The organism is Arthrobacter sp. 10N418, assembly GCF_056394725.1.
On the sequence record NZ_JBFTIK010000015.1, the window covers coordinates 51,302 to 77,451 of the forward strand.

The 26,150-nt window shown below is 67.8% G+C and carries 21 protein-coding genes; 9 read left to right on the forward strand and 12 right to left on the reverse strand.

What is annotated here, in order from left to right:
- The first annotated feature begins 143 nt into the window (after window positions 1–143).
- Window positions 144–995, forward strand: a complete 852-nt coding sequence (locus AC1DCZ_RS13335) for a DUF3097 domain-containing protein (RefSeq protein WP_476975011.1) — start codon at window positions 144–146, stop codon at window positions 993–995.
- A 128-nt stretch (window positions 996–1,123) separates the two neighbouring features.
- Window positions 1,124–1,543, forward strand: coding sequence for a DUF4870 domain-containing protein (locus AC1DCZ_RS13340; RefSeq protein ID WP_476895575.1), 420 nt, complete (start codon window positions 1,124–1,126; stop codon window positions 1,541–1,543).
- A gap of 78 nt (window positions 1,544–1,621) precedes the next feature.
- On the opposite strand, the gene hemW is transcribed toward AC1DCZ_RS13340, so the two are convergent.
- Entirely contained in the window at window positions 1,622–2,860 is a 1,239-nt protein-coding gene (gene hemW / locus AC1DCZ_RS13345; RefSeq protein ID WP_476975012.1) for a radical SAM family heme chaperone HemW, read from the reverse strand.
- A 45-nt stretch (window positions 2,861–2,905) separates the two neighbouring features.
- Entirely contained in the window at window positions 2,906–4,759 is a 1,854-nt protein-coding gene (gene lepA / locus AC1DCZ_RS13350; RefSeq protein WP_476975013.1) for a translation elongation factor 4, read from the reverse strand.
- A gap of 215 nt (window positions 4,760–4,974) precedes the next feature.
- On the opposite strand from lepA, the gene AC1DCZ_RS13355 reads away from it, so the two are divergent.
- Window positions 4,975–5,571, forward strand: a complete 597-nt coding sequence (locus tag AC1DCZ_RS13355; RefSeq protein ID WP_476975014.1) for a type II toxin-antitoxin system PemK/MazF family toxin — start codon at window positions 4,975–4,977, stop codon at window positions 5,569–5,571.
- 273 nt (window positions 5,572–5,844) lie between these two features.
- Window positions 5,845–6,105 carry a 30S ribosomal protein S20 gene (gene rpsT, locus AC1DCZ_RS13360; protein ID WP_226775157.1) on the forward strand — a complete coding sequence of 87 codons (261 nt, stop codon included), beginning with the start codon at window positions 5,845–5,847 and terminating at the stop codon, window positions 6,103–6,105.
- 102 nt (window positions 6,106–6,207) lie between these two features.
- On the opposite strand, the gene holA is transcribed toward rpsT, so the two are convergent.
- The 3 genes from holA to AC1DCZ_RS13375 form a co-directional block, all read right to left on the reverse strand.
- Window positions 6,208–7,224 carry a DNA polymerase III subunit delta gene (holA, locus tag AC1DCZ_RS13365; RefSeq protein ID WP_476975015.1) on the reverse strand — a complete coding sequence of 339 codons (1,017 nt, stop codon included), beginning with the start codon at window positions 7,222–7,224 and terminating at the stop codon, window positions 6,208–6,210.
- The gene (locus AC1DCZ_RS13370) at window positions 7,158–8,870 is read right to left on the reverse strand and encodes a ComEC/Rec2 family competence protein (protein WP_476975016.1); all 1,713 of its coding nucleotides are present in this window, start codon (window positions 8,868–8,870) and stop codon (window positions 7,158–7,160) included. The genes holA and AC1DCZ_RS13370 overlap by 67 nt, the downstream gene beginning before the upstream one ends.
- A 433-nt stretch (window positions 8,871–9,303) precedes the next feature.
- Window positions 9,304–10,248: a helix-hairpin-helix domain-containing protein gene (locus AC1DCZ_RS13375; protein WP_476975017.1), complete on the reverse strand. Its 945-nt coding sequence runs from the start codon at window positions 10,246–10,248 to the stop codon at window positions 9,304–9,306.
- Between the two features lie 214 nt (window positions 10,249–10,462).
- Here AC1DCZ_RS13375 and AC1DCZ_RS13380 point away from each other — a divergent pair, with 214 nt between their 5' ends.
- On the forward strand, window positions 10,463–10,852 hold the full coding sequence (locus AC1DCZ_RS13380; protein ID WP_476895582.1) for a hypothetical protein: 390 nt from the start codon (window positions 10,463–10,465) through the stop codon (window positions 10,850–10,852).
- 10 nt (window positions 10,853–10,862) lie between these two features.
- On the opposite strand, the gene AC1DCZ_RS13385 is transcribed toward AC1DCZ_RS13380, so the two are convergent.
- From AC1DCZ_RS13385 to AC1DCZ_RS13410, 6 genes are all read right to left on the reverse strand, one after another.
- Window positions 10,863–11,048, reverse strand: a complete 186-nt coding sequence (locus AC1DCZ_RS13385; protein WP_476975018.1) for a hypothetical protein — start codon at window positions 11,046–11,048, stop codon at window positions 10,863–10,865.
- A gap of 186 nt (window positions 11,049–11,234) precedes the next feature.
- Complete coding sequence (locus AC1DCZ_RS13390; RefSeq protein ID WP_476975019.1) at window positions 11,235–12,290, reverse strand: DegV family protein; 1,056 nt, start codon at window positions 12,288–12,290, stop codon at window positions 11,235–11,237.
- 124 nt (window positions 12,291–12,414) lie between these two features.
- Window positions 12,415–14,949 (reverse strand): leucine--tRNA ligase, encoded by a 2,535-nt coding sequence (gene leuS, locus AC1DCZ_RS13395; protein ID WP_476975020.1) that lies wholly within the window; start codon window positions 14,947–14,949, stop codon window positions 12,415–12,417.
- A gap of 394 nt (window positions 14,950–15,343) precedes the next feature.
- Window positions 15,344–16,858 (reverse strand): glycerol kinase GlpK, encoded by a 1,515-nt coding sequence (gene glpK / locus AC1DCZ_RS13400; RefSeq protein ID WP_476975021.1) that lies wholly within the window; start codon window positions 16,856–16,858, stop codon window positions 15,344–15,346.
- A gap of 57 nt (window positions 16,859–16,915) precedes the next feature.
- On the reverse strand, window positions 16,916–17,665 hold the full coding sequence (locus tag AC1DCZ_RS13405; RefSeq protein WP_476895618.1) for an MIP/aquaporin family protein: 750 nt from the start codon (window positions 17,663–17,665) through the stop codon (window positions 16,916–16,918).
- 158 nt (window positions 17,666–17,823) lie between these two features.
- On the reverse strand, window positions 17,824–19,596 hold the full coding sequence (locus tag AC1DCZ_RS13410; protein ID WP_476975022.1) for a glycerol-3-phosphate dehydrogenase/oxidase: 1,773 nt from the start codon (window positions 19,594–19,596) through the stop codon (window positions 17,824–17,826).
- Between the two features lie 124 nt (window positions 19,597–19,720).
- Between AC1DCZ_RS13410 and AC1DCZ_RS13415 the strand changes: the two genes are divergently transcribed.
- From AC1DCZ_RS13415 to AC1DCZ_RS13430, 4 genes are all read left to right on the forward strand, one after another.
- Window positions 19,721–20,683: a sugar-binding transcriptional regulator gene (locus tag AC1DCZ_RS13415; protein ID WP_476975023.1), complete on the forward strand. Its 963-nt coding sequence runs from the start codon at window positions 19,721–19,723 to the stop codon at window positions 20,681–20,683.
- A gap of 101 nt (window positions 20,684–20,784) precedes the next feature.
- Window positions 20,785–21,654: an aldo/keto reductase gene (locus AC1DCZ_RS13420; protein WP_476975024.1), complete on the forward strand. Its 870-nt coding sequence runs from the start codon at window positions 20,785–20,787 to the stop codon at window positions 21,652–21,654.
- 11 nt (window positions 21,655–21,665) lie between these two features.
- A complete protein-coding gene (locus tag AC1DCZ_RS13425) occupies window positions 21,666–22,592 on the forward strand; it encodes an alpha/beta fold hydrolase (protein ID WP_476975025.1) in 927 nt (308 codons plus the stop codon).
- Window positions 22,589–23,674, forward strand: coding sequence for a glycosyltransferase family 4 protein (locus AC1DCZ_RS13430; protein WP_476975026.1), 1,086 nt, complete (start codon window positions 22,589–22,591; stop codon window positions 23,672–23,674). Before AC1DCZ_RS13425 ends, AC1DCZ_RS13430 begins: the two co-directional genes overlap by 4 nt.
- A 176-nt stretch (window positions 23,675–23,850) precedes the next feature.
- Here AC1DCZ_RS13430 and AC1DCZ_RS13435 read toward each other — a convergent pair whose 3' ends face one another.
- Window positions 23,851–26,040, reverse strand: a complete 2,190-nt coding sequence (locus tag AC1DCZ_RS13435) for a primosomal protein N' (RefSeq protein WP_476975027.1) — start codon at window positions 26,038–26,040, stop codon at window positions 23,851–23,853.
- Window positions 26,041–26,150 lie beyond the last annotated feature (110 nt).

A 26,150-nucleotide genomic window follows, 5' to 3' on the forward strand; every position in this document is an offset into this window, starting at 1 on the left:
GATCCGTGTTTCCGGGCACAGCGCTCCGGGCACGGGGGACGCAGCGGCGCTGGCAGCGCATCCCGTCGCGCGGCGTACGCCGCGCGTCCCCGGATGGTTTCACTGACCGCCGTACATTCCGAGTGCAAAGCTGTGTGTAAGAGATGTCGTACCAGAACTGGGGACCCCAGGACATGTCCGCCCCCGCCAAGACCCAGCTGCCGGAGGTCCCTGTGGAACGCGGCATGGTGCTCGAGGATGTGCAGTCCGGGTGGGTCGGGGCCGTCACCCGGGTCGAAAAGTCCGGCGGCATGCATGTTGTGGCGCTCGAGGATCGGCGGGGCAAGTCGCGGTCCTTCCGCCTGGGCTTCGGCTTCCTGCTGGAGGGCCAGCCCGTGCGGCTCATGCCGCCGGCTCCACGGGGTGCGGCACCGGGCGCCGGAGCAGGCCGCACGGCGTCGGGCTCGGTCCGTGTGGAGGGCCAGCGTGCGCAGGTGGCCAAGGCCAGCCGGATCTGGGTGGAAGGCAAGCACGACGCCGAACTCGTAGAGAAGGTCTGGGGCGACGATCTCCGGGTCGAGGGCATCGTGGTCGAGCCACTGCACGGCATTGATGACCTCACTGCAGCGGTTGCAGCGTTCCGGCCCGGCCCGGGGCGCCGGCTTGGCGTCCTGGTGGACCACCTCGTCCCGAATTCGAAGGAATCCAGGATTGCCGACGCCGTCATGGCCTCCCCCGGCGCGGCGGGCAATGTGCTGATCGTGGGCCACCCCTACGTGGACGTCTGGCAGGCTATTCGGCCCGCGATCCTGGGCATCGGGGAGTGGCCGGTTATTCCCCGCGGGATGGACTGGAAGACCGGCATCCTGACGGCGTTCGGCTGGCCGCACACCACAAAGGAGGACATCGGGCTCGGCTGGCAGAAACTCCTGGGCGCCGTGCGCAGCTACGCCGACCTGGAGCCGTCCCTGCTCGGCCGGGTCGAAGAGGTCATCGACTTCCTCACCGTGCCGTAGGGATCCACGACGCGGCACCGAACATCATTTAGGGGCCAGAGCAAGTATTCTTGAAACGGAGCCGTACATCCTGCGCGGCACCGGCGCTTCCAGGCAGCAACGCATCACCGCAATCCGAAGGACTTACCGTGGCAGAGAACGAACGCGAACGCACGGGCAACCAGGCCAGCCATGGCCAGCCCCCGTACCATGGCGTTCCCGCAAATGCGCTGCCGCTGACGGCCAGCGAGGACCGGCAGTGGGCCACGTTGGCACACTTCGGCGGCATCCTGGGCTGTGTTCCCTCGCTCTTGATCTACCTGATCTTCAAGGACCGCGGGCCTTTCACGGCGCAGGAGTCCAAGGAAGCCCTCAATTTCACGTTGCCCCCGACGATCGCGGCAGTGCTCGCCAATCTCCTCGTCTTCATCCCCGTGGTCGGCAACCTGTTCGCGGTCCTCGCCACGGTGATCTGGATCGCCGTCACCTGTTTCTCGGTGGCCGCGGGCATCCACGTCAACCGCGGGCAGCCGCACCGCTACGAGTTCAACCTGCGCTGGATCAAGTAGGGGCGGACTCCACGGCGCCGCTCCCAAGGCAAGAGCCGGCCGTTGCCCCCACGGGGGCAACGGCCGGTTCTTTGCGCCTTAGTCCGGCAGGATCCTGCGGACCACGGCGTCGGCCAGCAGCCGGCCCTTGAGCGTGAGGACCAGCCGGCCCTTGAAAGCCGCGGCGGGGTCCACGAGTCCGTCGGCGATCAGCCCCGCCACGGCGTGCCTGCCGGTGTCGCCCAGGCCGCCGAGGCTCGGGATGTCCAGTCCCGTGTTCAGCCGGGCCTCAAGCATGACCCGTTCCACGTTGCGCGTTTCGCTGTCGAGCGTTTCGCGTCCCGCGGCGGGCGAGACGCCGGCGCCGAGCCGGTTGGCGTAGGCGGTGGGGTGCTTGACGTTCCACCAGCGCACGCCGCCGACGTGGGAGTGCGCACCCGGCCCGATGCCCCACCAGTCGTCCCCCCGCCAGTAGGCGAGGTTATGCCGGCAGGCCTGCCCGGGCGTCCGCGACCAGTTGCTGACCTCGTACCAGGCGAGCCCGGCCGCGGTGATCAGTTCGTCGGCGAGCTCGTACTTGGCGGCGTGGTCGTCGTCGTCGATTCCCGGGACTTCGCCGCGGCGGATCTGCGCGGCCAGTTTGGTGCCGTCCTCGACAATCAGGGCGTAGGCGCTGATGTGGTCCGGGTTGTAGGACAGGGCGGTCTCGAGCGAGCAGCGCCAGTCGGCCAGTGACTCCCCCGGGGTCCCGTAGATCAGGTCGAGGCTGACTGCGAGCCCTGCGTCCCGCGCCCATTGGACCACCTGGGGCACCCGGCTGGGGGTGTGGGTGCGGTCCAGGACCTTCAGGACATGCGGAACGGCCGATTGCATGCCGAAGGACACCCGGGTGAATCCGGCGTCAGCCAGCAGCTGCAGGGACTCGGGGGTGACGGAATCCGGGTTGGCCTCCGTAGTCACCTCGGCGCCGGGCTGCAGTCCCCACGCCGCGATGGCGGCGGTGAGGATGCCGGCGAGGTCCTCGGCTGGGAGCAGCGTGGGCGTGCCACCGCCGAAAAAGACTGTGCTGAGCGGCCGTTCGGGCAGGCCAGTTTCCTTCAGGACCCGGGCAGCGAAAGCAACTTCCGCGATCGCTGTGGCGGCGTAGGCGTCCTGGGAGGCCCCGCCGCCCAGCTCGGTGGCGGTGTAGGTGTTGAAGTCGCAGTACCCGCAGCGGACCGCGCAGAACGGGATGTGCACGTACAGCCCGAAGGCACGTTGACCGGCGCCCTCGCGCGCCTGCGCTGGCAGCAGCCCGTCCGGCGGCGCCGGGTCTCCCAGGGGAAGAACGCTAGGCACGGGCCCGGCCCGCCGGTGTTGTGGCAACAATCATTGCTGGCACCGCTACTTCTTGGCCTTGTCCTTGGACTCGTCCGTGGTGAGGGCGGCGATGAAGGCTTCCTGCGGCACCTCGACGCGGCCCACCATCTTCATGCGCTTCTTGCCTTCCTTCTGCTTTTCCAGCAGTTTGCGCTTTCGGGTGATGTCACCGCCGTAGCACTTGGCGAGGACGTCCTTGCGGATGGCGCGGATGCTTTCACGGGCGATAATCCTGGAGCCGATGGCGGCCTGGATGGGCACCTCGAACTGCTGCCTGGGGATCAGTTCGCGCAGCTTGCCGGTCATCATCACGCCGTAGGCGTAGGCCTTGTCGCGGTGCGTGATGGCTGAGAAGGCGTCGACCTGCTCGCCCTGGAGCATGATGTCCACCTTGACGAGGTCGGCGACCTGCTCGCCGTCGGCCTTCCAGTCCAGTGACCCGTAGCCGCGGGTCTTGGACTTGAGGATGTCGAAGAAATCGAAGACGATTTCCGCCAGCGGCAGGCGGTACCGGATTTCCACCCGGTCCTCGGAGAGGTAGTCCATGCCGCCCATGACGCCGCGCCGGCTCTGGCACAGCTCCATGATGGCGCCGACAAACTCGTTCGGCGCAAGGATGGTGGCGGCCACCATCGGCTCTCGCACTTCAGCGATCTTGCCGGTCGGGTATTCGCTGGGGTTCGTGACGTGGACAACCTTCTTGTCCTCCAGCGTCACCTCGTATTCCACGTTGGGGGCGGTGGAAATCAGGTCCAGGTTGTACTCGCGCTCGAGCCGCTCGCGGGTGATTTCCAGGTGCAGCAGGCCTAGGAATCCGACCCGGAAGCCGAATCCCAGCGCGGCGGACGTCTCGGGCTCATACACCAGCGCGGCATCGTTGAGCATCAGCTTCTCCAGCGCATCCCGGAGCACCGGGTAGTCGGTGCCGTCCAGCGGGTACAGGCCGGAGAAGACCATCGGCTTGGCGTCGGCATAGCCGGGAAGGGACTCGGTGGCCGGCTTGGCAAGATTGGTGATGGTGTCGCCCACCTTGGACAGGCGGACGTCCTTCACACCGGTGATGAGGTAGCCGACTTCGCCGACGCCGAGGCCCTTGGAGGGGGTGGGCTCCGGGGAGCTGACACCGATCTCGAGGAGCTCGTGCGTGGCGCGGGTGGACATCATCTGGATGCGTTCGCGGGGGTGCAGCATTCCGTCGACTACGCGGACGTAGGTGATCACACCGCGGTACGTGTCGTAGACCGAGTCAAAGATCATGGCCCGGGCCGGAGCGTCCGGGTCGCCCACGGGGGCCGGCAGGTCGCGGACGATCTTGTCGAGCAGGACTTCGACGCCCATGCCCGTCTTGCCGGAGACACGGAGCACGTCGTCGGGGTCGCCGCCGATCAGGTTGGCGAGCTCCGCCGCGTACTTCTCGGGCTGGGCTGCCGGGAGGTCGATTTTGTTCAGGACCGGGATGATCGTGAGGTTGTTTTCCATCGCCAGGTACAGGTTGGCGAGGGTCTGGGCCTCGATGCCCTGGGCCGCGTCAACCAGCAGGATCGCACCTTCGCAGGCCGCGAGTGAGCGGGAGACCTCATAGGTGAAGTCGACGTGCCCGGGTGTGTCGATCATGTTCAGCGCGTAACTGGTGCCGTCGAGCTCCCATGGCATGCGGACGGCCTGGGATTTAATGGTGATGCCGCGTTCGCGCTCAATGTCCATGCGGTCCAGGTACTGGGCCTTCATGTCACGGGACTGGACGACGCCGGTGAATTGGAGCATCCGGTCCGCCAGCGTGGACTTGCCGTGGTCAATGTGCGCAATGATGCAGAAGTTCCGGATGATGGCCGGATCTGTTGCGGCGGGCACCGGGGCGGTGCGGGCCATGGGAGACACGCAGGGTCCTTACTGTTGGCATTTCCACGGCTCTGCGCGGGCGGCGATCCGCCGGCCTGCAACATGCCGCATATCTGAACTCCTAGTCTCCCACGTCCGGGCCCCCGGAAGTGCATTTCCCGATCGCCCCATCGCCCCTGGCTGCCGGCACCGCGGCTGGATTTGCCGTGGCGGCGCGAAAGGTTGGAGGCCGGTAGTGCCGGTAGGGTTTCCCCATGGCTCTGAATCTCCGCTCGATCGGCAATGCTGTCCGTGGCGCGCTGCGCCTCCTGGATAGGCTCGGCAGCTCCGCGCCGCCTACCCAAGGGAAGCCGGACGGAAAGACCCGTCCCGGGCAACGGCCTGCGAGGCCCGGAGCCCGGACCGGCGCTGCCCGCGGCTCCGGCGGCACCCCGAGCACCGGACTAACCGCAAAGTACCCCGGCGACTTCCAGGGAACGGCGGCCGTCCGCTATTCGCCGTCTCCGAACGGGCTCCCCGAACCGGGCGAGGTGATCTGGACCTGGGTTCCCTATGAAGAGGACCATTCCCAGGGCAAGGACCGGCCGGTGCTGCTGGTCGGAACCAGCGGCCGGTACCTGCTGGGCCTCATGTTGACCAGCAAGGACCACGACGGCGATTCCCGCCGCGCGGACGAGTACGTGGACATCGGAACGGGACCCTGGGACCGCGAGCGGCGCCCCAGCGAAGCGAAGCTCGACCGTGTCCTGCGGATCAACCCGAAGGACATCCGGCGCGAAGGGGCCGTCCTCGATGCCGGCCGCTTCGCCCCCATCGCCTCCGCACTCCGGGCGCGGCACGGCTGGTCCTGACCCGCGGGCCATGCCGGTCCTGGCCCGCGAGCCCGGCGGGGCGTCCGGCGCGGATCCGGGACTGGAGTCCGGGCGTGGCCTGATGGACCGCCGCCGGGCGGGACGCCGCGATCGTCAGGGCAACGGGGTTTCTGCTATGATTTACAGCTGTGTGTCCGTGCAGGTCGACGGCCACATATGGTTGGTCGCCATAGGTATCCCCACGCCGCTCAGTCAATGGCCAATCTGAAAGCCCTCTAGACCATTTTCCGCATTGAAAAAGAGAGTTCACACGTGGCTAATATCAAGTCCCAGAAGAAGCGCATCCTCACCAACGAGAAGGCCCGCCTGCGCAACAACGCAGTCAAGTCCGAGCTGAAGACGGCCATCCGCGCCGTCAACACCGCCGTTGAGTCCACCGACAAGGATGCTGCTGCTACTGCACTGCTTTCTGCCAGCCGCAAGCTGGACAAGGCTGTCAGCAAGGGCGTTCTCCACAAGAACAACGCCGCAAACCGCAAGTCGGCCATCTCCAAGAAGGTCAACGCGCTGTAAGGTTTCCAGTTCAACTGAACTGATGATTGTGGCCGGCACCCCTGGGTGCCGGCCACATCTCTTTAAGCTATTAGGCCCGGAATCCGGGCAACGACGCGGATGTCAGGAACGACGTACCGAACCCGCAATCACGGTTACGGCGTGTTCCACTGCGTAGACGGGATCCCTGGAGAGACCCTTGACCTGCGCATCAGCCTCGGCGGTGACCTGGATGGAGCGGACGAGCCCCTCGGGGGTCCAGCGCCGGACTTCGCGCTGCGCCTGCTCCACAAGCCAGGGCTGCATGCCCAACTGCTTCGCAATCTGCGAAGAAGACCCATGCGCGCCCGCGACCTTGGCCAGTGACCGCAGCTTCGATGCCAGGGCCGCCACGATCGGAACCGGGTCCGCACCCGTGGCAAGGGCGTGACGGAGCGTGGAGAGTGCCAGCGGTGCGTTGCCGGCCATTGCGGCGTCAGCGACTTTGAAGGCCGTGGCTTCCACCCTGCCGCCGTAGTACCTGTCCACCATGGCGGCATCAACAGCGGTGGTGGCGTCGGCGATCAGCTGGCTGCAGGCAGCCGCGAGCTCGGCCAGGTGGGCGCCGACGGCGTTGACGAGGGCGTGTACGGCATCAGGCTCGATCCGGCGGGATGCTGCCTTGAACTCGGTGGTCACGAACGCGATTTTGTCCGCGTCTTTTTTGAGGGGCTGGCAGTCGACCACCGGCCAGCCGCCGGCCTTGATGGCGTCCAGCAGTTTCTTGCCGCGGACTCCCCCGCCGTGGCGCAGGACCAGGACGGCGTCAGGCTCGGGTTGCGCCACATACTTCAGGGCGTCGGCGAGGAAGGCGTCGTTCATCGCCTCCACCCCTTCGACCTCGATGAGCTTCTGCTCGCCGAAGAGGGACGGGCTGACGTTCATGGCCAGCGAGCCCGCCGCATAGCTTCCGGCGTTGAGCCTGGTGACTTCGACGTCGGGCGCGGCCGCACGGACCTGCGAACGGATGCGGTCCATGGCACGGCTGCCCAGGTAGTCTTCCGGCCCGCCCACCAGGACCACCGCGGCCGGTGTCACATCACGCCAGGTGGCGGTTTTCGACGCCGAAATCCTGGGGCGTTGGGTCTGGGCAGCAGCCACTCGTGATTCCTCCGGGACGTTGGTTTGCAGACTCTAAGCCTGCCACGCCCAGACCGGTCCACCAAGCCACGGCGGCCGGACCGCCCTACGGCGTGCACGGCTGCCAGCGAGGGCTTCCGGTCGAGGAGGGCGACCGTCCAGGAGTGTGCCGAGAGGGCGAGCCGCACGCCCGCGGCGGGGTGCAGGACCAGCCAGGTCGCCCCCAGTGCGACGGCGGAGAACAGCGCCATGGTGGACAAGCCAAAGGCGCCTTCCGGCCAAGGCAGGGCCGCTCCGGGGAGGGACGCGAAGAAGCGTGCTATCCCTGCCACCGCTGAGGCGAAGAGCCCTGCGAGTGCGATCAGGGGGTCGGCGGCCGCCGGAACCAAGGACACAAGCGGCACGGCGGCGGTCCCGAGCAGCGTGACGGGGACGACCAGTGCTGCCGCGGCCACATTGGCAGGCAGGGCGTAAGCGGCAAACTGGGGCTGCAACAGCACGATCACCGGACCGCAGAAGATCTGCGCGGACAGGGGAACGGCCAGTCCCGCAGCCGCCCAGCGCGGCACTACCGGTGGACACCAGTCGATGAGGCGCCGTCCCGTGACCACAATGCCCAGGGTGGCGAGCACGGACAGGAGGAATCCGAAGCTCGTACCCAGCACCGGGTCGGCCAACAGCAGGACGATCACGGCAACGCAGAGGAAGCTGAGGCCGCGGCCGGCACGGCCGAAGGCCACCGAGGCAAGGCCGATGGCCCCCATGAGGGCAGCCCTTAACACGCTGGGGTCCGGACCGACCATCAGGACGAACAGCCCGAGCCCCGTGGCGCACAGGACTGCGGCTGCCGGCCGCGGAAGCCGCAAAGTCCGGGCGATCAGCAGCAAAGTTCCGAGGACCAGGCTGCAATTTGCCCCGCTGACCGCCGTCAGGTGCGTCATCCCGACTGTCTTCATCGCGGCGTCCAGCTGCGGGTCCAGCACGCTGGTGTTTCCCGTCACCATCCCGGGGAGGAGGCCCTGGGCGTCTCCGCCGAGTTTTTCGGAGGCTGCGGTGAAGTTCCTGCGCAGCCGCGCGGGACCTTGCTGCCAGGCATCCGGGGCCCGGAGCAGGACTGGGACCGACGAGGCAGACAGAATCCCTGCCTCGTCCTGGCCGGGACCGGACGGCCCGAGCTTCCCGGTTGACCGGACGCGCTCGCCCGGGACGGCGCTCTCCCACTCTGGGCCGCCCACGACCAGCAGCTTGGCGTCGGCAGCGACCCGGAGCCCATCCGCGTACATCACGCGAAGCGTCGTGGGAATTGCGAAGCGGTCCGCCAGCCCCGAGGCGCCGGGAATCCTGAGCCGCGCCGGGGCCCCCGCGATCTCCACTTCAACGACGACAGCCGCGTGGGCAGCAGCGGCCTCGGCGATGGGACCATCGTGTCGCTGGGAGGCCGCGACGGCCGCGTGGGCACCCGTTGCGGCGGACAGGAGCATCGCGACGGCCAGCGTGGACAGGAAACTCCGCGGGGCTGGTGGGGCGGGGTTATGGTGGCGCGGGGTCTTTCGCCGGACGACGGCGAACAAGCCAACACCCGCAGCGGTGATCAGCGATGTACATACGGCTGCCAGCTCGACCGGTCCGAGCCAGCTACCGGCCGCGGCAACAGCCCAAACAAGCATGGCCGGAGGAACAAGACGCAGGTCCGTTCTGCGCGGCCATGGTTCCACACGGGGCGGGCCAGCACGGTCCCCCAACAGCCGGGCCCGGACGTTGTTCCTGAACCAGCTGACGGCCTCCCGCCGCCCACCCGGCGGCGTCTCCCCGGGGAAGTGCCGCGCCCCGGGCGTCTTCCCCCGGAGGGGCCGCGCCCCGGTCGGCACCTCCCCCGTACCGGCTGCGCGCCAGCCAGGCGCCGAGCTCGCGGGGTCCCCGGACCGCGGAACACCAACTGCGGAGTCCACGTACCGGTGCCAACGGCTGCGCTGTTTCAGCTCGGGCGGCAACATGACCGGCCGTTGGCTTGCCGCTCCCTCCTTCTGTGTTCCAAGCTGGTGTGCTGCGGGCCGGTGCGCTCCAGGCCGGTGTGCTGCAGGCCGGTCGGACGCAGGCATCTCACACGCTCACGAGGGGCAGCAGGGCTTCGAGCATTTTCGGACCGACGCCGTCGACGGCATCGAGTTCTTGCACAGTTTTGAACCGGCCGTGCTGCTTACGCCAGTCCACGATCCGCTGGGCAAGCACCGGACCGACGCGAGGGAGGGTCCCGAGTTCCTCGACGCTGGCGGAGTTCAGGTTGATCTTTCCGCCCTGGGTGCCCTGGGTGCCCGGGCTGCCGCCGGGTCCGGCAGACCCGGCTGTCGCACCGGAGACGGGCTCCGCCGGATCCGGCTCCCCGCGGGTCGGCACAACAATCTTCTGGCCGTCCTCCAGCACAGAAGCCAGGTTGAGTTTCTGCGGATCCGCTGCATCGGTGCTGCCGCCTGCCGCTGCGATGGCTTCATGCAGGCGGCTTCCCGCCGGCAGCTCGATCACTCCAGGGTTGGCAACTGCGCCAGCAACGTGGACGATGATCCTGCCCGGCACCGTCGTGGAACTGTCCGCCGGAGACTGGTCCCTGCCCGTGGCCGTGGCTCCCGTGACGGCCGGGTCGGCCGCACCTGCCCGGCCAGTAGCCGCCGGGGAGGTCTCGCTGAGCGGCAGGACCTCAGGGCTGCTTGTGGCGGTGTGCCACCAGAACCAGCCGCCCAGCAGGACCGCCAGGACGCCGAGCAGGACCGACGCCCTGAACCCGGTCCGGCTTCTCAGCCGGGCACTACGTGGCAAATCATGAGGCCCGGGAGCCGCAGGCAACTCCAGGAGCCCTCCCGGGCGGCCTGCCTGCCCGCCGGCATCCCGCGCACCGGCATCCTGGCCGCCGGCGTCCTGCGCGTCCCGCGCACCGGCATCCTGGCCGCCGGCGCCCTGCGCGTCCCGTGCACCTCCCAAGGTGGCCGACCAACGGTCCCGTCCGGCCCTGAGGCCCGTGGCGGATTCGGCTCCCGGCGTCCGGCGTGACATAGGACCCACTCTAGGAAGGGCCCGGGCACGCGTACACCCCGGATTCGTCCTATGTGGAAACAAGTAGTCAGCGCGAAGCCATACGTAGTCCCTACGCTTTCTTGCACCGCAGCCCGGTGGTAGCGTCGGCATCGTAATTCGAAGAATGACCTTGCCGGCTGGGGGCAACACTATTCGTCTGGCAGTCCCGCCAGGCGTCGAGAGCTGGTGTGCCATGAATAAGGCGACTCTTCCGGCCGCATTGTTTGCAGTCCTGGGTGCAACCCTGCTGGCTCCGCCGGCGCAGGCAGCCTCAATCCAAACCGTTGGCTTTTCGGTGGCTGGGGCCTACTGTCCTGATTACGGCGTCTATGGAATTTCGCACGTCTACGTCAACGGCAATGCGGGAATGACAGCCGATCAGAACTTCATCTGGAACACCCAGACCGCCGCCACATCGATTGGTTCCGTTCCCGAGGAAGGGGCGCTGGCCAACGTAACGGTCGTCTTCCACTGCAACGTCAAGGTGCTGTGGTGGTTCGAAGCGGGGAGCAGCCAACAGGCGACGACTACGGCCTGGGTTTACGGTTCGGGCTGGCAGCCCACGTACACGCTGTACCCCTAGCCCGTAGCCCCTACTGCTGGTACGTGATGTAGGCCTCGTACTGCACCCGCCACTTGTCGGGTGCTTTGGGGTCCGGCACGGTGGTCGTCAGGAACTGGACACTGGTCACCTGGCCTTTGAGGTACTTCAGCCATTTGGTGACCTCTTCCGCGACATCCCTGTCGAGCTGGGCGACGTGGTGCACTTGCATAGCCATGGGGACTCCTTGGTCGGTGGGGAGACCTTACTACCGCGGTCCCCGTAAAAGCCAGCCTTCCCGCGTGGCCGCGACCTCGTCATCGCCCGGGCCAGCGCCGGCAGTTCCCGGGCCAGCGCCGGCAGTTCGCGGGCCGGTGCCGGCAGTTCCCGGGGCCTCGCTGACACCACCGGATGCAGCCTCAGGCTACTCCTGCGCCGTACCGCCTGGCGGTGCGGCGTCGGCAACCCCGGACCGCCGCCCGGGTGCCAGTACACCGCCGTTAGGCGGAGTGCTGCTCTCCCCCACGATCACCGCCAGCACACCGAGCCCGGCATGGGCAGCAAGCACGGCCGGCAGGGCGCTGATCTGCGCCGGCGGACACTCGGGCACCAGCACGGCAAGGCGTGCGGCGAGCTGTTCAGCCTCCGACTCGTTGCCGAAGTGGTGGACTGCAAGCCGGGCTTCACCAGCAGGGCGGCCGGAGGCGTCCGCGGCGACGATTTCCTCCAGCCGGGCAATCGCCCGCACCGCGGACCGGACCTTTTCCAGCGGAACAATCTTGCCGTCGTCGACTGCAAGGATGGGTTTGATGGCGAACATCGTGCCCCACAGCGAGGCTGCCGCCCCGATCCGTCCGCCCCGGCGCAGCTGATCCAGGCTCGGGACGTAGAAATACACTTTCGTGCGGGCCAGCCGTTCCTCCGCGAAGGCCTTGACCTCTGCAGCGCCCCGGCCGTCCGCGGCGGCGACCACAGCGCTTTGAACGCCCATGCCCTGGGCCATCCCCACCGTCCGTGAGTCAAGGACATCCACCGGGATGCCGACGCGGGCGGCGGCAAGGCGCGCAGAGTCTGCGGTGCCGGAAAGCTCCCCGGAGATATGGACGGAGACGATCGACTCGAAACCTCGCTGCTGGGCGGCCAGGTAGGCCTGTTCGAACTGTCCCGGCGAGGGACGCGAGGTCTTGACGGGGGTGCCGCTGGCGAGGGCAACGGCGATCGTCTCGGCGATATCGTCCTCGCCTTCGCCGTAGATCTCGGATCCCACCATGACCGGCATGGGGACCACGGTGAGCCGGCCGTCGGCGCTGAAGGCCCGCACCCAGTCGGCCGGCAGCGCTGCGGCGGAGTCCGTCACGACGGCGGTCCGCACCGCGGGGACCGGAACGACATCGGCGACGGATCCCGGCCGGGTCGCGTGCCGCAGCCGGAGAAGGCGCTCCCGCAGCCACGGCCAGCCCGGCTGTTCGCGGTCGGGCACGTGCCACCTCCTGCTGCCTGGACTGGCTGACGGGCATTGCTGCCGGACTACTGTCGGGGATTACTGCCGTGGACTGATGCTGTGCCCGGCCGCCGGTGAGGGTGCGCCGGCGGCCGGGCCGGGGCTATGCCGGGACGATGTTGACCAGTTTAGGCGCCCGGACGATCACGGTCCGGATGCCACGGCCGTCCATGGCACGCTGGACGTTTTCGGAAGACAGCGCCAGCTCGCGCAGTTCGTCCTCGGAGATGTCCGGCGAAACCTCCAGGCGGTCCCGGACCTTGCCCTGGACCTGGACGACGGCTGTGACCGTGTCTTGCACGAGCAGGGATTCGTCGTGCGTGGGCCAGCCCGCATTGGCCACGGAAGCGGGATGCCCCAGCACGTTCCAGAGGTCCTCGGCCGTGTACGGCGCGAAGAGGCTCAGGATGACCGCGACAGCCTCCACGGCTTCGCGGACGGCCGGGTCTGCCCCGCCGGCGCCGGTGGCTGCGTCAATGGTTTTGCGGGTCGCGTTGACCAGTTCCATCAGCTTGGCGACGACCACGTTGAATTTGTTGTGGTCCAGCAGCGCCGCGGCGTCGGCGATCGTGCGGTGGGTGACCGTGCGCAGGGCACGGTCACCGGTGGTGAAGTCGACGCCGGGCTCGCTTGCGACGTCCTGGCCCAGCCGCCAGGCACGGGCCAGGAACTTCGCCGAACCCGACGGCGAAACGTCGGCCCAGTCGACGTCGTCCTCCGGCGGGGAAGCGAAAATCATGGTGAGCCGCACGGCGTCGACGCCGAACGTGTCCAGTTGCTCGCTGAGATCCACGCCGTTGCCCAGGGACTTGCTCATGGCCTTGCCCCCGTTGAGGACCTGGCCCTGGTTGAGCAGGGCGCTGAAAGGCTCGTCGGCGTCGATCATGCCGAGGTCGTGGATGACCTTCGTGAAGAACCGCGCGTAGAGCAGGTGCAGGATTGCGTGCTCCACACCGCCCACGTACTGGCCCACCGGCATCCAGTCGTTGATCTTGGCCGGGTCGAAGGGTCCCGAGGTGTACTGCGGGGAAACGAAGCGCAGGAAGTACCAGGACGAGTCAACGAACGTGTCCATGGTGTCCGTGTCGCGCTTGGCCGGGCCGTGGCAGCTGGGGCATTCGACGTTGACCCACGCCTCGGCGGCGGCCAGCGGCGAGGTGCCCTTGGGGGACAGGTCTTCGCCGCGCAGGTTGTCCGGCAAGCGCACGGGCAGCTGGTCGTCCGGAACGGGTACCTCGCCGCAGTCGGGGCAGTGGATGATCGGGATAGGGGTTCCCCAGAAGCGCTGGCGGCTCAGCAGCCAGTCGCGCAGGCGGAAGTTCACGAACTTCTCCCCCGTGCCCTGCTCCCGCAGGATCCCGATCGCGGCCGGGATCGCTTCTGCCTTGGGCAGGCCATCCAGCGCGCCGGAGTTGATCAGGGTGCCTTCCCCGGTGGTCGCCGTGCCGGTGACCGCGGGATCTTCCGCGCCCGTGTCCAGCACGGCCCGGACCGGCAGGTCGAACGCGCGGGCGAAGTCGAGGTCGCGCTGGTCGTGGGCCGGGACGGCCATGATAGCGCCGGTGCCGTAGTCGGCGAGGACGTAGTCCGCGGCCCAGACGGGCAGCTTCTCGCCGTTCAGCGGATTAATGGCGTAACGGCCGGTGAAGACGCCCGTCTTTTCGCGTTCGGTGGACTGGCGTTCGATCTCAGACAGGGCCTTGACCTTCTCGCGGTAGGCGTCGAGGGCCTCAGCATGCTCGTCAGTGACCAGCTCGACCGCCAGCGGGGCATCGGCCGCGACGACGAAGAACGTGGCGCCGTAGAGCGTATCGGGCCGGGTCGTGAACACGGTGACGTCCTTGGCCGGTTTGCCGGCGTCGGCCTCGACCACGAAGTTGACATGGGCACCTTCGGAACGCCCGATCCAGTTCTTCTGCATCGCCAGGACGCGCTCCGGCCAGTGGCCGCGCAGCTCGTCCATGTCATCGAGCAGCCGGTCGGCATACTCGGTGATCTTGAAGTACCACTGGTTCAGGGACTTCTTGGTGACCGGGGTGCCGCACCGCTCGCATGCGCCGTTGACGACCTGCTCGTTGGCAAGCACGGTCTGGTCCTTGGGGCACCAGTTGACGGGCGAATTCTTGCGGTACGCCAGGCCGCGTTCGTAGAACCGGGTGAACAGCCACTGGGTCCAGCGGTAGTACTCCGGGTCGGAGGTTTGGATGCGGCGGGACCAGTCGGCGGAGATCGCGTAGCGCTTGAACGACGCAGCCTGGGTCTCGATGTTGGCATACGTCCACTCGCTGGGGTGGGCGTTGCGTTTGATGGCGGCGTTCTCGGCCGGCAGGCCGAAGGAGTCCCAGCCGATCGGATGCAGCACGTCGTACCCCTGCTGGCGCAGGTAGCGCGCGACGACGTCGCCCATGGCGAACGCTTCGGCGTGGCCCATGTGGAGGTCACCGGACGGATACGGGAACATGTCCAGCACGTAGCGGCGTTCCTTCGAACCGTCGTCGACCGGGGTAAAGACCTTCAGGTCTTCCCAGACCTGCGGCCATTTGGCTTCCATCGCCGCAAAGCTGTAGGCACCCTCTTCGGGGGCCTCCGTCGCGGCTGCTGCTGCTGTTCCGGTCTCTGTCTCCGGCTGAACGCTCACTGCTGGCCTCTTCTGTTCTGTCCGGGCGTCTGTTCCGCCCCGACCCTTTGATCCCCTGCCTCCGGCCCGGGAAAGCCCCGGACACACAAAAGCCCCTCGACATGGAGGGGCTGCCGCTCGGTATTCCGTGTATATCGGGCTACCGGGCGGCTAGCTAAGCAGAAGGATCGCACGCATACGAATACTCTAGCGCACCCGCACCACCGGCTAAACGTAAGTCGCCTCGAGCGGCTGAAGTATGGACGCAATGGAGAGGGAGGCCGCACCCCGCCAGGGTGCGGTGGGCACCGCGATGGGCCCCCGGCTGCGAGGGCCCCGACACGAGCTTGCGAGTGTCAGGGGGCAGCCGGGGACGGGCGGGGCGGGTGCGGCCTCCCTCGACAGAGGCTGGGACCTACTTCACGTCCTCGTCGACCCAGTCCATGGACTTCGTCACGGCCTTCTTCCAAAGCCGCATCTGGCGGTCCCGCTCGGCCGGTTCCATCTTCGGTTCCCAGCGCTTGTCCTCGGACCAGTTGGCCGAGCACTCGCCCAGGTCCTTCCAGAAGCCGACGGCGAGGCCGGCCGCGTAGGCAGCGCCCAGCGCGGTGGTCTCGACAACCTTGGGCCGGATAACCGGAACGCCGAGGATGTCGGCCTGGAACTGCATGAGGGCGTCGTTGGCCACCATGCCGCCGTCGACCTTCAGCTCCGTGAGCGGCACACCGGAGTCGGCGTTGACGGCGTCGAGCACCTCGCGGGTCTGGAAGGCGGTGGCTTCCAGCGCCGCGCGGGCGATGTGGTTCCTGTTCACGAAGCGGGTCAGGCCCACGATCGCACCGCGGGCGTCGGAGCGCCAGTACGGGGCGAACAGGCCGGAGAACGCCGGAACAATGTAGACGCCGCCGTTGTCCTCGACCGCGGCGGCAAGGGTCTCCACTTCCGGGGCGCTGCTGATCATCCCCAGGTTGTCGCGCAGCCACTGCACGAGCGACCCGGTGACGGCGATCGAGCCTTCCAGCGCGTAATGCGGTGCCGCGTCGCCGAGCTTGTAGCCCACCGTGGTCAGCAGCCCGTTCTTGGAGTGCACAATCTCCTCGCCGGTGTTGAAGATGAGGAAGCAGCCCGTGCCGTAGGTGTTCTTGGCTTCCCCGGCGTCGAACGCGGCCTGGCCGAAGGTCGCCGCCTGCTGGTCGCCCAGGATGCCGGCGACGGGAACCTCGCGGAGCAGCTGGGAGGTGTGCACCGTGCCGTAGACCTCGGAGGAGGACTTGATGGCAGGCATCATGGAGGCCGGAACCCCGAAGGCGGCCAGGATTTCCTGGTCCCAGGACAGTGTGTCGAGGTCCATGAACATGGTCCGCGAGGCGTTGGTCACGTCCGTGACGTGCACGCCGCCGTCGGTGCCGCCGGTCAGGTTCCAGAGCACCCAGCAGTCGGTGTTGCCGAAGACCAGGTCCCCTGCCTCGGCCTTGGCGCGTGCCCCGTCGACATTGTCCAGGATCCATTTGATCTTCGTGCCGGAAAAGTAGGTTGCCAGCGGCAGCCCGACCTTCTGCTTGAAGCGCTCGGGTCCCCCGTCCTTGGCCAGCTCGTCCACGATCGGCTGGGTGCGGGTGTCCTGCCAGACAATGGCGTTGTAGACAGGCTCTCCGGTGGTCTTGTCCCAGACGACGGCGGTTTCGCGCTGGTTGGTGATGCCGACGGCGGCGATGTCGTGGCGGGTCAGGTTCGCCTTCGAGAGGGCGGAGGCGATGACCTCACGGGTGTTGTTCCAGATTTCGGCGGGATTGTGCTCCACCCATCCGGCCTGCGGAAAGATCTGCTCGTGCTCCATCTGGCCGGAGGAGACGATGTTGCCGCTGTGGTCGAAAACAATGGCGCGGGTGCTCGTGGTGCCCTGGTCGATTGCGATTACGTACTGGTTCATGTTGACGTCCTTGTCTGTATGGTCTGGTGGTTGGATTGCGTGAAGCTGGGGTGGTAACTACTTTGCGGCGGTCATGATGATGGGCACGATCGCGGCGACGACGCCGGCGAGGCCGCCCCCGATGAGCGGGCCCACGACCGGGATCCACGAGTAGCTCCAGTCGGACGAACCCTTGCCCTTGATGGGCAGCAGGGCGTGGGCGATGCGGGGGCCGAGGTCACGGGCAGGGTTGATGGCGTACCCTGTGGGTCCGCCGAGTGAAACACCGATGCCGACAACCAGCAGGGCCACCGCCAGCGGGCCCAGTCCGGAAGGTGTCCCGCCGAACGTCAGGATGACGAAGACGAGCACGAAGGTGCCGATGATCTCGGTGATCAGGTTCCAGACGTTGGACCGGATGGCCGGACCGGTGGAGAAGACGGCCAGTTTGCTGGCGGGCAGGGGTTCGGCGTCAAAGTGCTGCTTGTGGGCCAGCCACATGACGACGGCGCCAAGGAAGGCGCCGAGCAGTTCCCCGCCGAAGTAGGTCAGTGTCGAGCCGAAGTCGACCTTGACCCCGGGAGCGTACTCCGCCTTGCCGTTGAGCAAAAAGCCGAGAGTGACGGCCGGGTTCAGATGCGAGCCGGACCTGGAGGCCACATAGACACCCGAGAAAACGGCGATACCCCATCCCCACGTGACCATCAGGAACCCGCCGTTGTTGCCCTTCGTGCCCTTGAGTGCAACGTTTGCCACTACGCCACAGCCCAACAGGGTCAGCATCCCGGTTCCGAATACTTCGGACAGGAAAACAATTCCAAGAGACATCATTGACTCCTCTATTTTCTGTTGTCGGCCCTTCGCGAGTTTGAAAGGCCGTTGGGCCGGCAGCATGTCGGCGCCGCCGGCCAGCCACTGCGCCGGCCGCCAGGGCGGACCGCGCAGTGCTTGCACCCGGGTGTCCCTGCCCGGGCACGCAAGTCGTGTCAGGCGACCAGGCTGTGGACCCGGACGCCGTGGAACCGCTGGAGCACCTCCTGGGCGTGGGCGATTTCTGAGGCCCGTCTGGCGGCATCCCAGCCCAAGGGACCGGACAGGATGTCGGCAACCTCATTCAACAGTTCGCCGGTCACAAGTCCCCGGAAGGCCAGGGATGTGCGCCGTATCAATACGTCAACCAGGTGCCCGATCTGCTCGTTCCGGGCCATGAACTCCAGTTCGCGGGTGCTGAGTTCGCGGGTGGAATGCAGGAGCCGGTCCGGGGCACCCTCCAGGAAGCCGATGACTTCCTCGGCGCGGGTCCCGTACCGGGTCAGCAGCCCGCTGACACGGGCGGCGTCACGGCCCGCCGACATGTGCGCCTTGATCCACCGCTGGACTCCGTCCTCGCTGTCCGGGAACCCCGCGCCGCCGCCGATCGGGAGCTTCGCCGTCGAGACCTTACGTTTCATGCCGAGTTCGGCGAGGACGTCGTTGCTCAGGTGCTCGGCGAGGGCCCGGAATGTGGTCCATTTACCGCCCACGAGGCTGAGCACGGCGGCGCCGGTCTGGCCTGTTTCGGCTGCGCGCCGCTCGATCCGGTAATCGCGGCTGACGAACCCGGGCTGGGTCGCGTCATGCCTGGGCAGCGGGCGGACGCCGGCGAAGGTGTAGACGATCTGCCCGCGGTCCACGGCCACATCCGGGAACACGTGGCCGATCAGGTCGAAAAAGTAGTCGATTTCCGCTTCGGTGCAGACAGCGTCCTCTGCCATGTCGGCGTCGACGTCGGTGGTGCCGACGAGGACCCGGTCACCCATTGGATAGATCAGTACGATCCGGCCATCCGTGTGCTCGAAGAAGATTTCGCGGCCGTTGCAGGCCTCGAGGAGCTCCGGGTGGTCCAGCACGATGTGCGAGCCCTTGGTCCCGCCCATGAAGGACGACGCCGCGCCCATCGCCTCGTTGGTCAGGTCCACCCAGGCGCCGGTTGTGTTCACGATGATGTCGGCCGTGAAATCGAAAACCTCGCCGGAGAGCCCATCACGGAGCGTGACGGTGCTGCCAGCGCCCGCGCCGCCTCCTTCGCCGTTCAGGGAGACGAGCGAAAGGTAGTTGCTGGCCCGTGCTTGCAGTCCGCCGGCCTTTTCGCCGTCCTGCAGGACATCCAGGGTCAGCCGCTCCGGGTTGTGCACCGAGGCATCGAAGTAGGTGGCGGCGTACTTGATGCCCGGGTGCAGCCGGGGCAGCTCGGCCAGTGCGCGCTTGCGGCCGCGGAACTGGTGGCGCGGCACGGTGCCGCCGTCGCGGGAGAAGAAATCGTACATGCTCAGGCCCAGTTTGATCAGGAAGGCCCCGCGCTCCTTGGGCTTGCCCTGCTGTTTGTGGGTCAGGAAGCGCAGCGGAGCGGCAAGGACACCGGAGAAGGTGCTGAAGATCGGAATGGTGGTCTGAAGGGGCTTCACGTAGTGCGGAGCAATGCGCAGGAGCCGGTTGCGCTCGACGACGGACTCCCGGACGAGGCGAAACTCACCGTTTTCCAGGTACCGGATGCCGCCGTGGATCATGTGCGAGGAGGCGCCGCTGGCGCCCTGGCAGAAGTCGCCGCGCTCCACGAGCGCTACGTCCACGCCCTGCAGCGCCAGGTCCCGGAAAGTACCCACGCCGTTGATGCCGCCGCCGATGATCAGCACCTGTGCATGCCGCCGCTCCTGCAGCCTCTGCACCGATGCCCGGTTGCTCGCGGGTCCCGGCGTGGGAGATGAATCCTTCTGTCCCAAAACTGCTCCTTTGGGTCTGGTTCTGCGCGCCGCGCCCTGGGGCGCGGCGCCGTTCAACTCTATTGTTTGGAATAATGGAAAATGGAGTCAAGCACTATGCACAAACGTGCAGAACGGAATTGGGATGACGACTTCTCGGCACTCCGACGCCCTCAGGGCGGCCCAGCTTTATTACCTGCAGGACCTGACCATGGACGCGATCGCCCGGGAACTCCGGACGTCCCGGTCCACCGTTTCGCGGCTGCTGTCCTCGGCACGCGAATCGGGTCTGGTGCAGATCCAGATCCGCAGTCCGCTGGACACGGGCCCCGAACTCGAAAGCATGATCCGGGCCGAGTACCGGGTGGACGTGCACGTGGTTCCCGTCGTGGACACGCTCAACGAGGCGGAAACACTGGACCGGGTGGCAATGCAGGCGGCCCGGACGATCGGGCCGCTGGTGGATTCCAACGCCATCATCGGCGTGGCGTGGGGCTCCACCCTGAGCGCCGTCAGCCGGCACCTGACCCGGAAGATCACCCACGACAGCGTGATCGTCCAGCTCAACGGCGCCGGCAATATGCAGACCACCGGCATCACCTACGCCTCGGACATCATGCGGCGGTTCGGCAGCGCCTACGGCGCCCGGGTTGAGCAGTTCCCCGTACCGGCGTTCTTCGACCATGCCGCAACCAAGAAGGCCATGTGGAATGAGCGCAGTGTTCAGCGCATCCTGGAACTGCAGGCCCGCATGAGCATCGCGATCTTCGGGGTGGGATCGGTCGACGCCGATTACCCCAGCCACGTTTACGCCGGCGGCTACCTCGACGAAGACGACCTGAACATCCTGGCCACGTCCGACGTCGTGGGAGACGTCGCCACTGTTTTCTTCCGGGCGGACGGCTCCTCGGACGGCATCACGCTTAACGAGCGCTCGACGGGGCCGGACCTCGCCCAGCTCCGCCAGGTCCGGCGGCGGATCTGTGTGGTCTCCGGCGCCTCCAAGATCAACGGCCTGCGCGGTGCGCTGGCGGCGGGCCTGGCCACCGACCTGATCCTTGACGAGGCCAGCGCCCGCCGGCTGGTGAGGTTTGACGGCCTGGCCTGAGCCGCCCCGCCGGAGCGGCGACCCGGAGCGCGGCCGCAGCTGCGGTCCGCGCCCCGGCTCCGGTCCGCGCCCCAGGTCTGCCAGTGGGTAAAGTCATTGCTATGAGACTCTCCCCCCGGCTGACCCTGAACAACGGCGTGATGATCGACCGGTTGGGGTTCGGGCTCTACAAGGTGCCCCCGGCTGACGCGGCGGACCTCGTGACCATGGCGGTCGAAGCCGGCTACCGGCACTTCGACACGGCGGCCATGTACGGCAATGAGACGGCCGTGGGCAAAGGCATCGGCGCTTTGTCCGGATTCCACGGCACAGGCGGGGAACGCGGAGAGTCCGCCCCATACGTGTCCCGCCAGGATCTGTTCGTCACCACCAAGGTCTGGAATGACGACCAAGGCTACGACGCCACGATGCGCGCCTTCGATACCTCCATTTCCAACCTTGGCATGGAGTACATCGACCTTTACCTGATCCACTGGCCTTGCGCGAAGCGCGGCCTGTTCACCGAGAGCTACCGGGCCCTCCAAACGCTGTACCGCGAGGGGAAAGTCCGGGCCATCGGCGTCTCCAACTTCCAGCCGCACCACCTGGACCGGCTGCTGCAAACGGCCGAAGTGGTTCCGGCCGTCAACCAGGTCGAGCTCCACCCCTGGCTCCAGCAGGCCGAACTGCGACTCAAGCATGAAGAACTTGGCATCCGCACTGAGGCGTGGAGTCCTCTTGGCCGCGGCCAGGTCCTGAAGGATCCAGTGATCCTGGCCCTTGCGGCCGAGCACGACCGGACGCCGGCGCAAATCATCCTCCGGTGGCACCTGCAGCTAGGCAACATCGCGATTCCGAAGGCCAGCTCTTCGGGTCGGATCCGCGAGAACCACGATGTGTTCGGATTTGAACTGTCCGTCCTGGACATGACCGAAATCGCTGCCCTCGAGCGCGGTTTCCGCACCGGCTCCCACCCCGACAACGTCAACTAGGCTTCGACCGAATGGAACAAGTGCACACCGAGTCCTCCCCCACGCCCCTGTTCAGCGATGACCTCGAGGCCCGCACCCGGGCCGCCGAGGTGGACCTGGACGGCGTCCGCGTTGCCTACTGGAACTACGAGCCCGTCCGCGTGACCCCGGAAACCCGGACCGTCCTGGTCGTGCACGGCTTCCGCGGGGACCACCACGGCCTCCTCCGGGTGGCCGACCAGCTGCCCGAGATGCGCCTCATCATGCCGGACCTGCCCGGGTTTGGCAGTTCCGCCGCCTTCACGGCTGCCGAACACAGCGTGGCAGGCTACGTCCGCTTTGTCACCGACTTCATGGCCGCGCTGGGCCTCGGACCGGACACGGTCCTGCTGGGCCATTCCTTCGGCTCGATCGTGGCAAGCCATTTCGTCGCGGCCCACCCCGGCGCGGTCGCCGGGCTCATCCTGATCAACCCCATCGCCTCCCCCGCCCTGGAAGGACCCAAGGGACTGATGACCCGGCTCGCTGTGCTGTACTACGAGGCCGCCGCGCATCTGCCCCGGAGCGTAGGTCAGGCCCTGCTGCGCAGCCAGCTGATAGTGCGGGTCATGAGCGAAGCCATGGCCAAGACCCGGGACAAGGAACTCCGCCGCTTCGTCCATGCCCAGCACAGCTCCTACTTCTCCGCCTTCGCGGACCGGGAAAGCCTGCTGGAGGCGTTCAAGGCCTCTGTTGGCAGCAACGTATCCGAGGTGGCAGCCGGGCTTACGCTCCCAGTGCTCCTGATCGCGGGCGAAAAGGACGAGATCGCCACCCTGCCGGACCAGCATAAACTCCTGGCCCTCCTGCCGGACGGGACCCTGCACGTCATCCCCGGCGTCGGACACCTGATCCACTACGAGACCCCGGAGCCCGCCGCCCGCTTCATCCGACGCTTCCTGAAGGACCACGCCGCGTGAAAATTCTTATCGATGCCCGCTTCACCCGGCTGGACCACCACGACGGCATCAGCCGGTATGGTTCCAGCCTCATCGCGGCCACGGCCAAGATTGCAGACGTCTCGATGCTGATCAGCGACCCGCGGCAGCTGGCCCTCCTGCCTGATGTGCCGTACACCCTGATCAACAGCCCGCTGTCCCCGTCCGAGCTTCTCGTGGCCGCCAAGGTCAACAGGCTCGGCGCCGACGTCGTGGTGTGCCCCATGCAGACCATGGGCAGCTGGGGCCGGAAGTACGCCCTGGTACTGACCCTGCATGACCTCATTTACTACGAGCACCCGGCCCCTCCCGGATTCCTGCCGGCCCCGGTCCGTGTCCTCTGGCGCCTCTACCACAAGGCCTTCTGGCCCCAGCGGCTCCTGCTGAACCGGGCCGACGTCGTCGCGACCATCAGCTCCACCACCGCGGCCCTGATCGCCAAGTACCGGCTCACGAGGCGTCCCGTCAGGATCGTGGGCAACGCCCCGCAGCACGGCCACACGCCCCGGGACCCCGGTGCCGGAGCGGACAAGACGTTGCTCTACATGGGGTCCTTCATGCCGTACAAGAACGTGGAGACCATGATCCGGGGCATGGCGGAGTTGCCGGACATGACCCTGCATCTGCTGAGCCGCATCACCCCGCAGCGCCGCGCTGAGCTCGAGGCCCTGGCTCCGGCGGGCGCGAATATCGTGTTCCACAACGGCGTGACCGACGCCGAATACGAGGCCATGCTGGCACGCACCACGGCCCTGATCAGCCTCTCCCGGGCCGAAGGCTACGGACTGCCCCTCGTGGAGGCCATGTCCCACGGCACCCCGGTGATCGCCAGCGACATCCCCATTTTCCGGGAGGTGGGCAAGAACGCCGTCAGCTATGTGCATGCGGACTCGCCGGCCGGATTCGCTGCGGCCGTGCGGCAGCTGGAGGATCCTGAGCTGTGGAAGGCCCGCTCCCGACGATCCGTGGAACGCGCCGCGGATTTCAGCTGGGACGAATCCGCGCGCAGGCTCGTGGAACTCGCCGGGGAAGCCGTCGCGCTCCGGAGCCGGAACAAGCGCTAGAGCCCGGCGCCGGCGTCACCGCACTCTAGCCACCGCGCCCTGGCCACCGCGTTCAGGCCACCGCGCGGAATTTCCCCACCATTGCGACCGCGAGGCCGGGACGCGCCGGCATTCAAGGCAGGCATGCGCCGGCAGAAGCCGGTAAAGGTGGGGAAACCCGGGGGCTCTCGCCGGGCTTAGAGGACGTCGACCCCGTCAAGCCGCAGCTGGACGGGGTCATCCGTGCGCTTGGCGGCGGCCGCAGCCTTGACAGCACGCATCGCGGTGGTGGCGGCAGCTGCCTGGGCGTACGGGATGAACAACAGGGTCCGGACGTCCCCACCGGATTCCCGCGCGCCCGGTCTGGCGCCGGACGCTGCCCCGCCGGGCGCGGCACCCGTCGTCCCGGAGGGCGGCCCGGCCATCACGAGGGGCGCGGGGCCGGCGGTCCTGAGCACGGTTCCCTGCGCGGCCATCCGTTCTTCGACGGCCCGGGTGAAGTGCCCGACGGCGGTGCGGCCGCCGGTGATGGAGGCGATCCGTACGGCGGGCGGCAGGTGAAGTTCCTGCCGCAGCGCCAGCTCACGCCGGGCGTAGCCCGCCGGATCCCACCGCAGCAGGGCCCCGACCCCGGCAGCGTCATCCGCGGTGATGACCACCAGTCCGCCTTCCGGCGCCGGTCGCACGAGGGCTGCCGCATTGAACCAGCGGCGCGCGGCGTCCTCCCCGGCGCGCAGGTTCTCGCGCCGCAGCAGGGAATCGCCGTCGAGCAGCAGGGCTGCTGCGTAACCTCCGGCGGCGACCGGCTCGGCCCCGACAGTGGCTACCACGAGGGCCTTCGTGTCGGGAACGGTGGCTTTGACCTGGTCACCGGAGGAGGTGATGACCGGCTTTCCGGGGAAGGCACGGCCGAGCTCCTCGGCCGTGCGGAGGGCTCCGGCGGCTCCACGGCGGAGCCGGGTGCCGTTGCAGGTGGTGCACCGCCACGCCTGGGCCGGCGCCGAGCACCAGCGGCATTGCGGCACGGCCGAACTTCCGCTGGCCCCGGCGATCGCCAGGGGGCCGCTGCAGGCGGCGCAGCGTGCCGGTTCACGGCACGTTTCGCACGCCAGTGACGGTGCGTAGCCGGCCCGGGCCACCTGGACCAAGACCGGTCCGCGTTCCAGGCCGTCCTTTGCGGCACGCCAGGCAGCCCCGGGCAGCCGGGCGATGCGGGCGAGCGGATCATGCTCGAGTTCGAAGCTGTCCGCCGTGTTGAGCACCCGCGGGACCGTCCGCCGCACCACGGTGCGCTCGGCCTCCACCGGCCATGCCCAGCCGGATTCGACGAGCCGTTCCGTTTCGGTACTTCGGGAGTGGGCCGCCAACAGGCAGGCAGCCCCTTCCTGGCCTGCGCGCAGCAGCAGCACCTCGCGGGAGTGCGCGTACGGCGAACGCTGCTCGATGTGGAGGTCGTCGCCGTCGTCCCAGCAGACCACGAGCCCCAGGTTATGGACCGGCGCGTAGGCCGCGGACCGGGTGCCCACGGCGACCCCGGCGGCGCCGCTGAGGATGCGCAGGAAGCTCCGGTACCGCGGGGTCTGGCCGTCGTCGGCGGTGAGCCGTGCGACGTCGCCCGCCGGGAGCAACTCCAGGAGCGCGGCCTCCACGCGGTCCAGGTCCCGGTAGTCGGGGACGACGACGACGGCGCCCCGGCCGGACAGGCGGACCGCAGCCACGGCCTCCGCGATCAGTCCCGGCCAGCCGCCCGGGCCGAAGCCCTGCAGCGCGTTCAGCACGGCACGGGGTGACTCCCCCGAGCCCAGGTGCTGGAGGAACGCCGGCCCGTTGCGGTAGGAGGACCAGTGGGAGGCTTGCAGCCCCGACGGAACCGTGGCCCCTGGCTCCTCGCCGGCCGCGAACAAGGCCGCGTCCAGCCGCCCGCCGGGAGCGAACTCTTTCTCCAGTTTGGCCATCCGGGGCGGAACGGCGACACGCAGGACGTCGCTGACCGTTCCCGCGTAGCGCGCAGCGACCCGGCCGGCCAGTTCAGCGACGGCGGGCGTCAGCACCGGCACGCGCGAAACCACCTTGTGCAGCGGCACCAGGGTGTGGCCGGCGTCGGATTCCCCGCTCCGCTCGAGCACGTATCCCGCCAGTTCCTGGCCGTTGAACTTCACCTTGACCCGGACACCCGGTTGCGCCTCCGCGTCGAGGGTGGCCGGAACGCTGTAGTCGAAGGGCCGGTCCAGATGCGGGAGGGACGATTCGAGCAGCACCCTTGCCACGGGCAGATCGGCGGCGAGGGCCGGACCGGAGGCGGATGCGGGCGCCGACGGAAAGCCCTGGAGCAAGGAGAGCTGGAAGGGTTCATCCGGCATGGTCGCACCGCCGCGGACTTTCGTCATCGCGCCTACCTCCGTTCAACTCCAGCCGGGCAACGGCAAACAAGAAACGAACAACAACCCAGCACCGGCGACGACCCGGAAATGGGAAGCCAGGCCGCCGGAATGGCGGC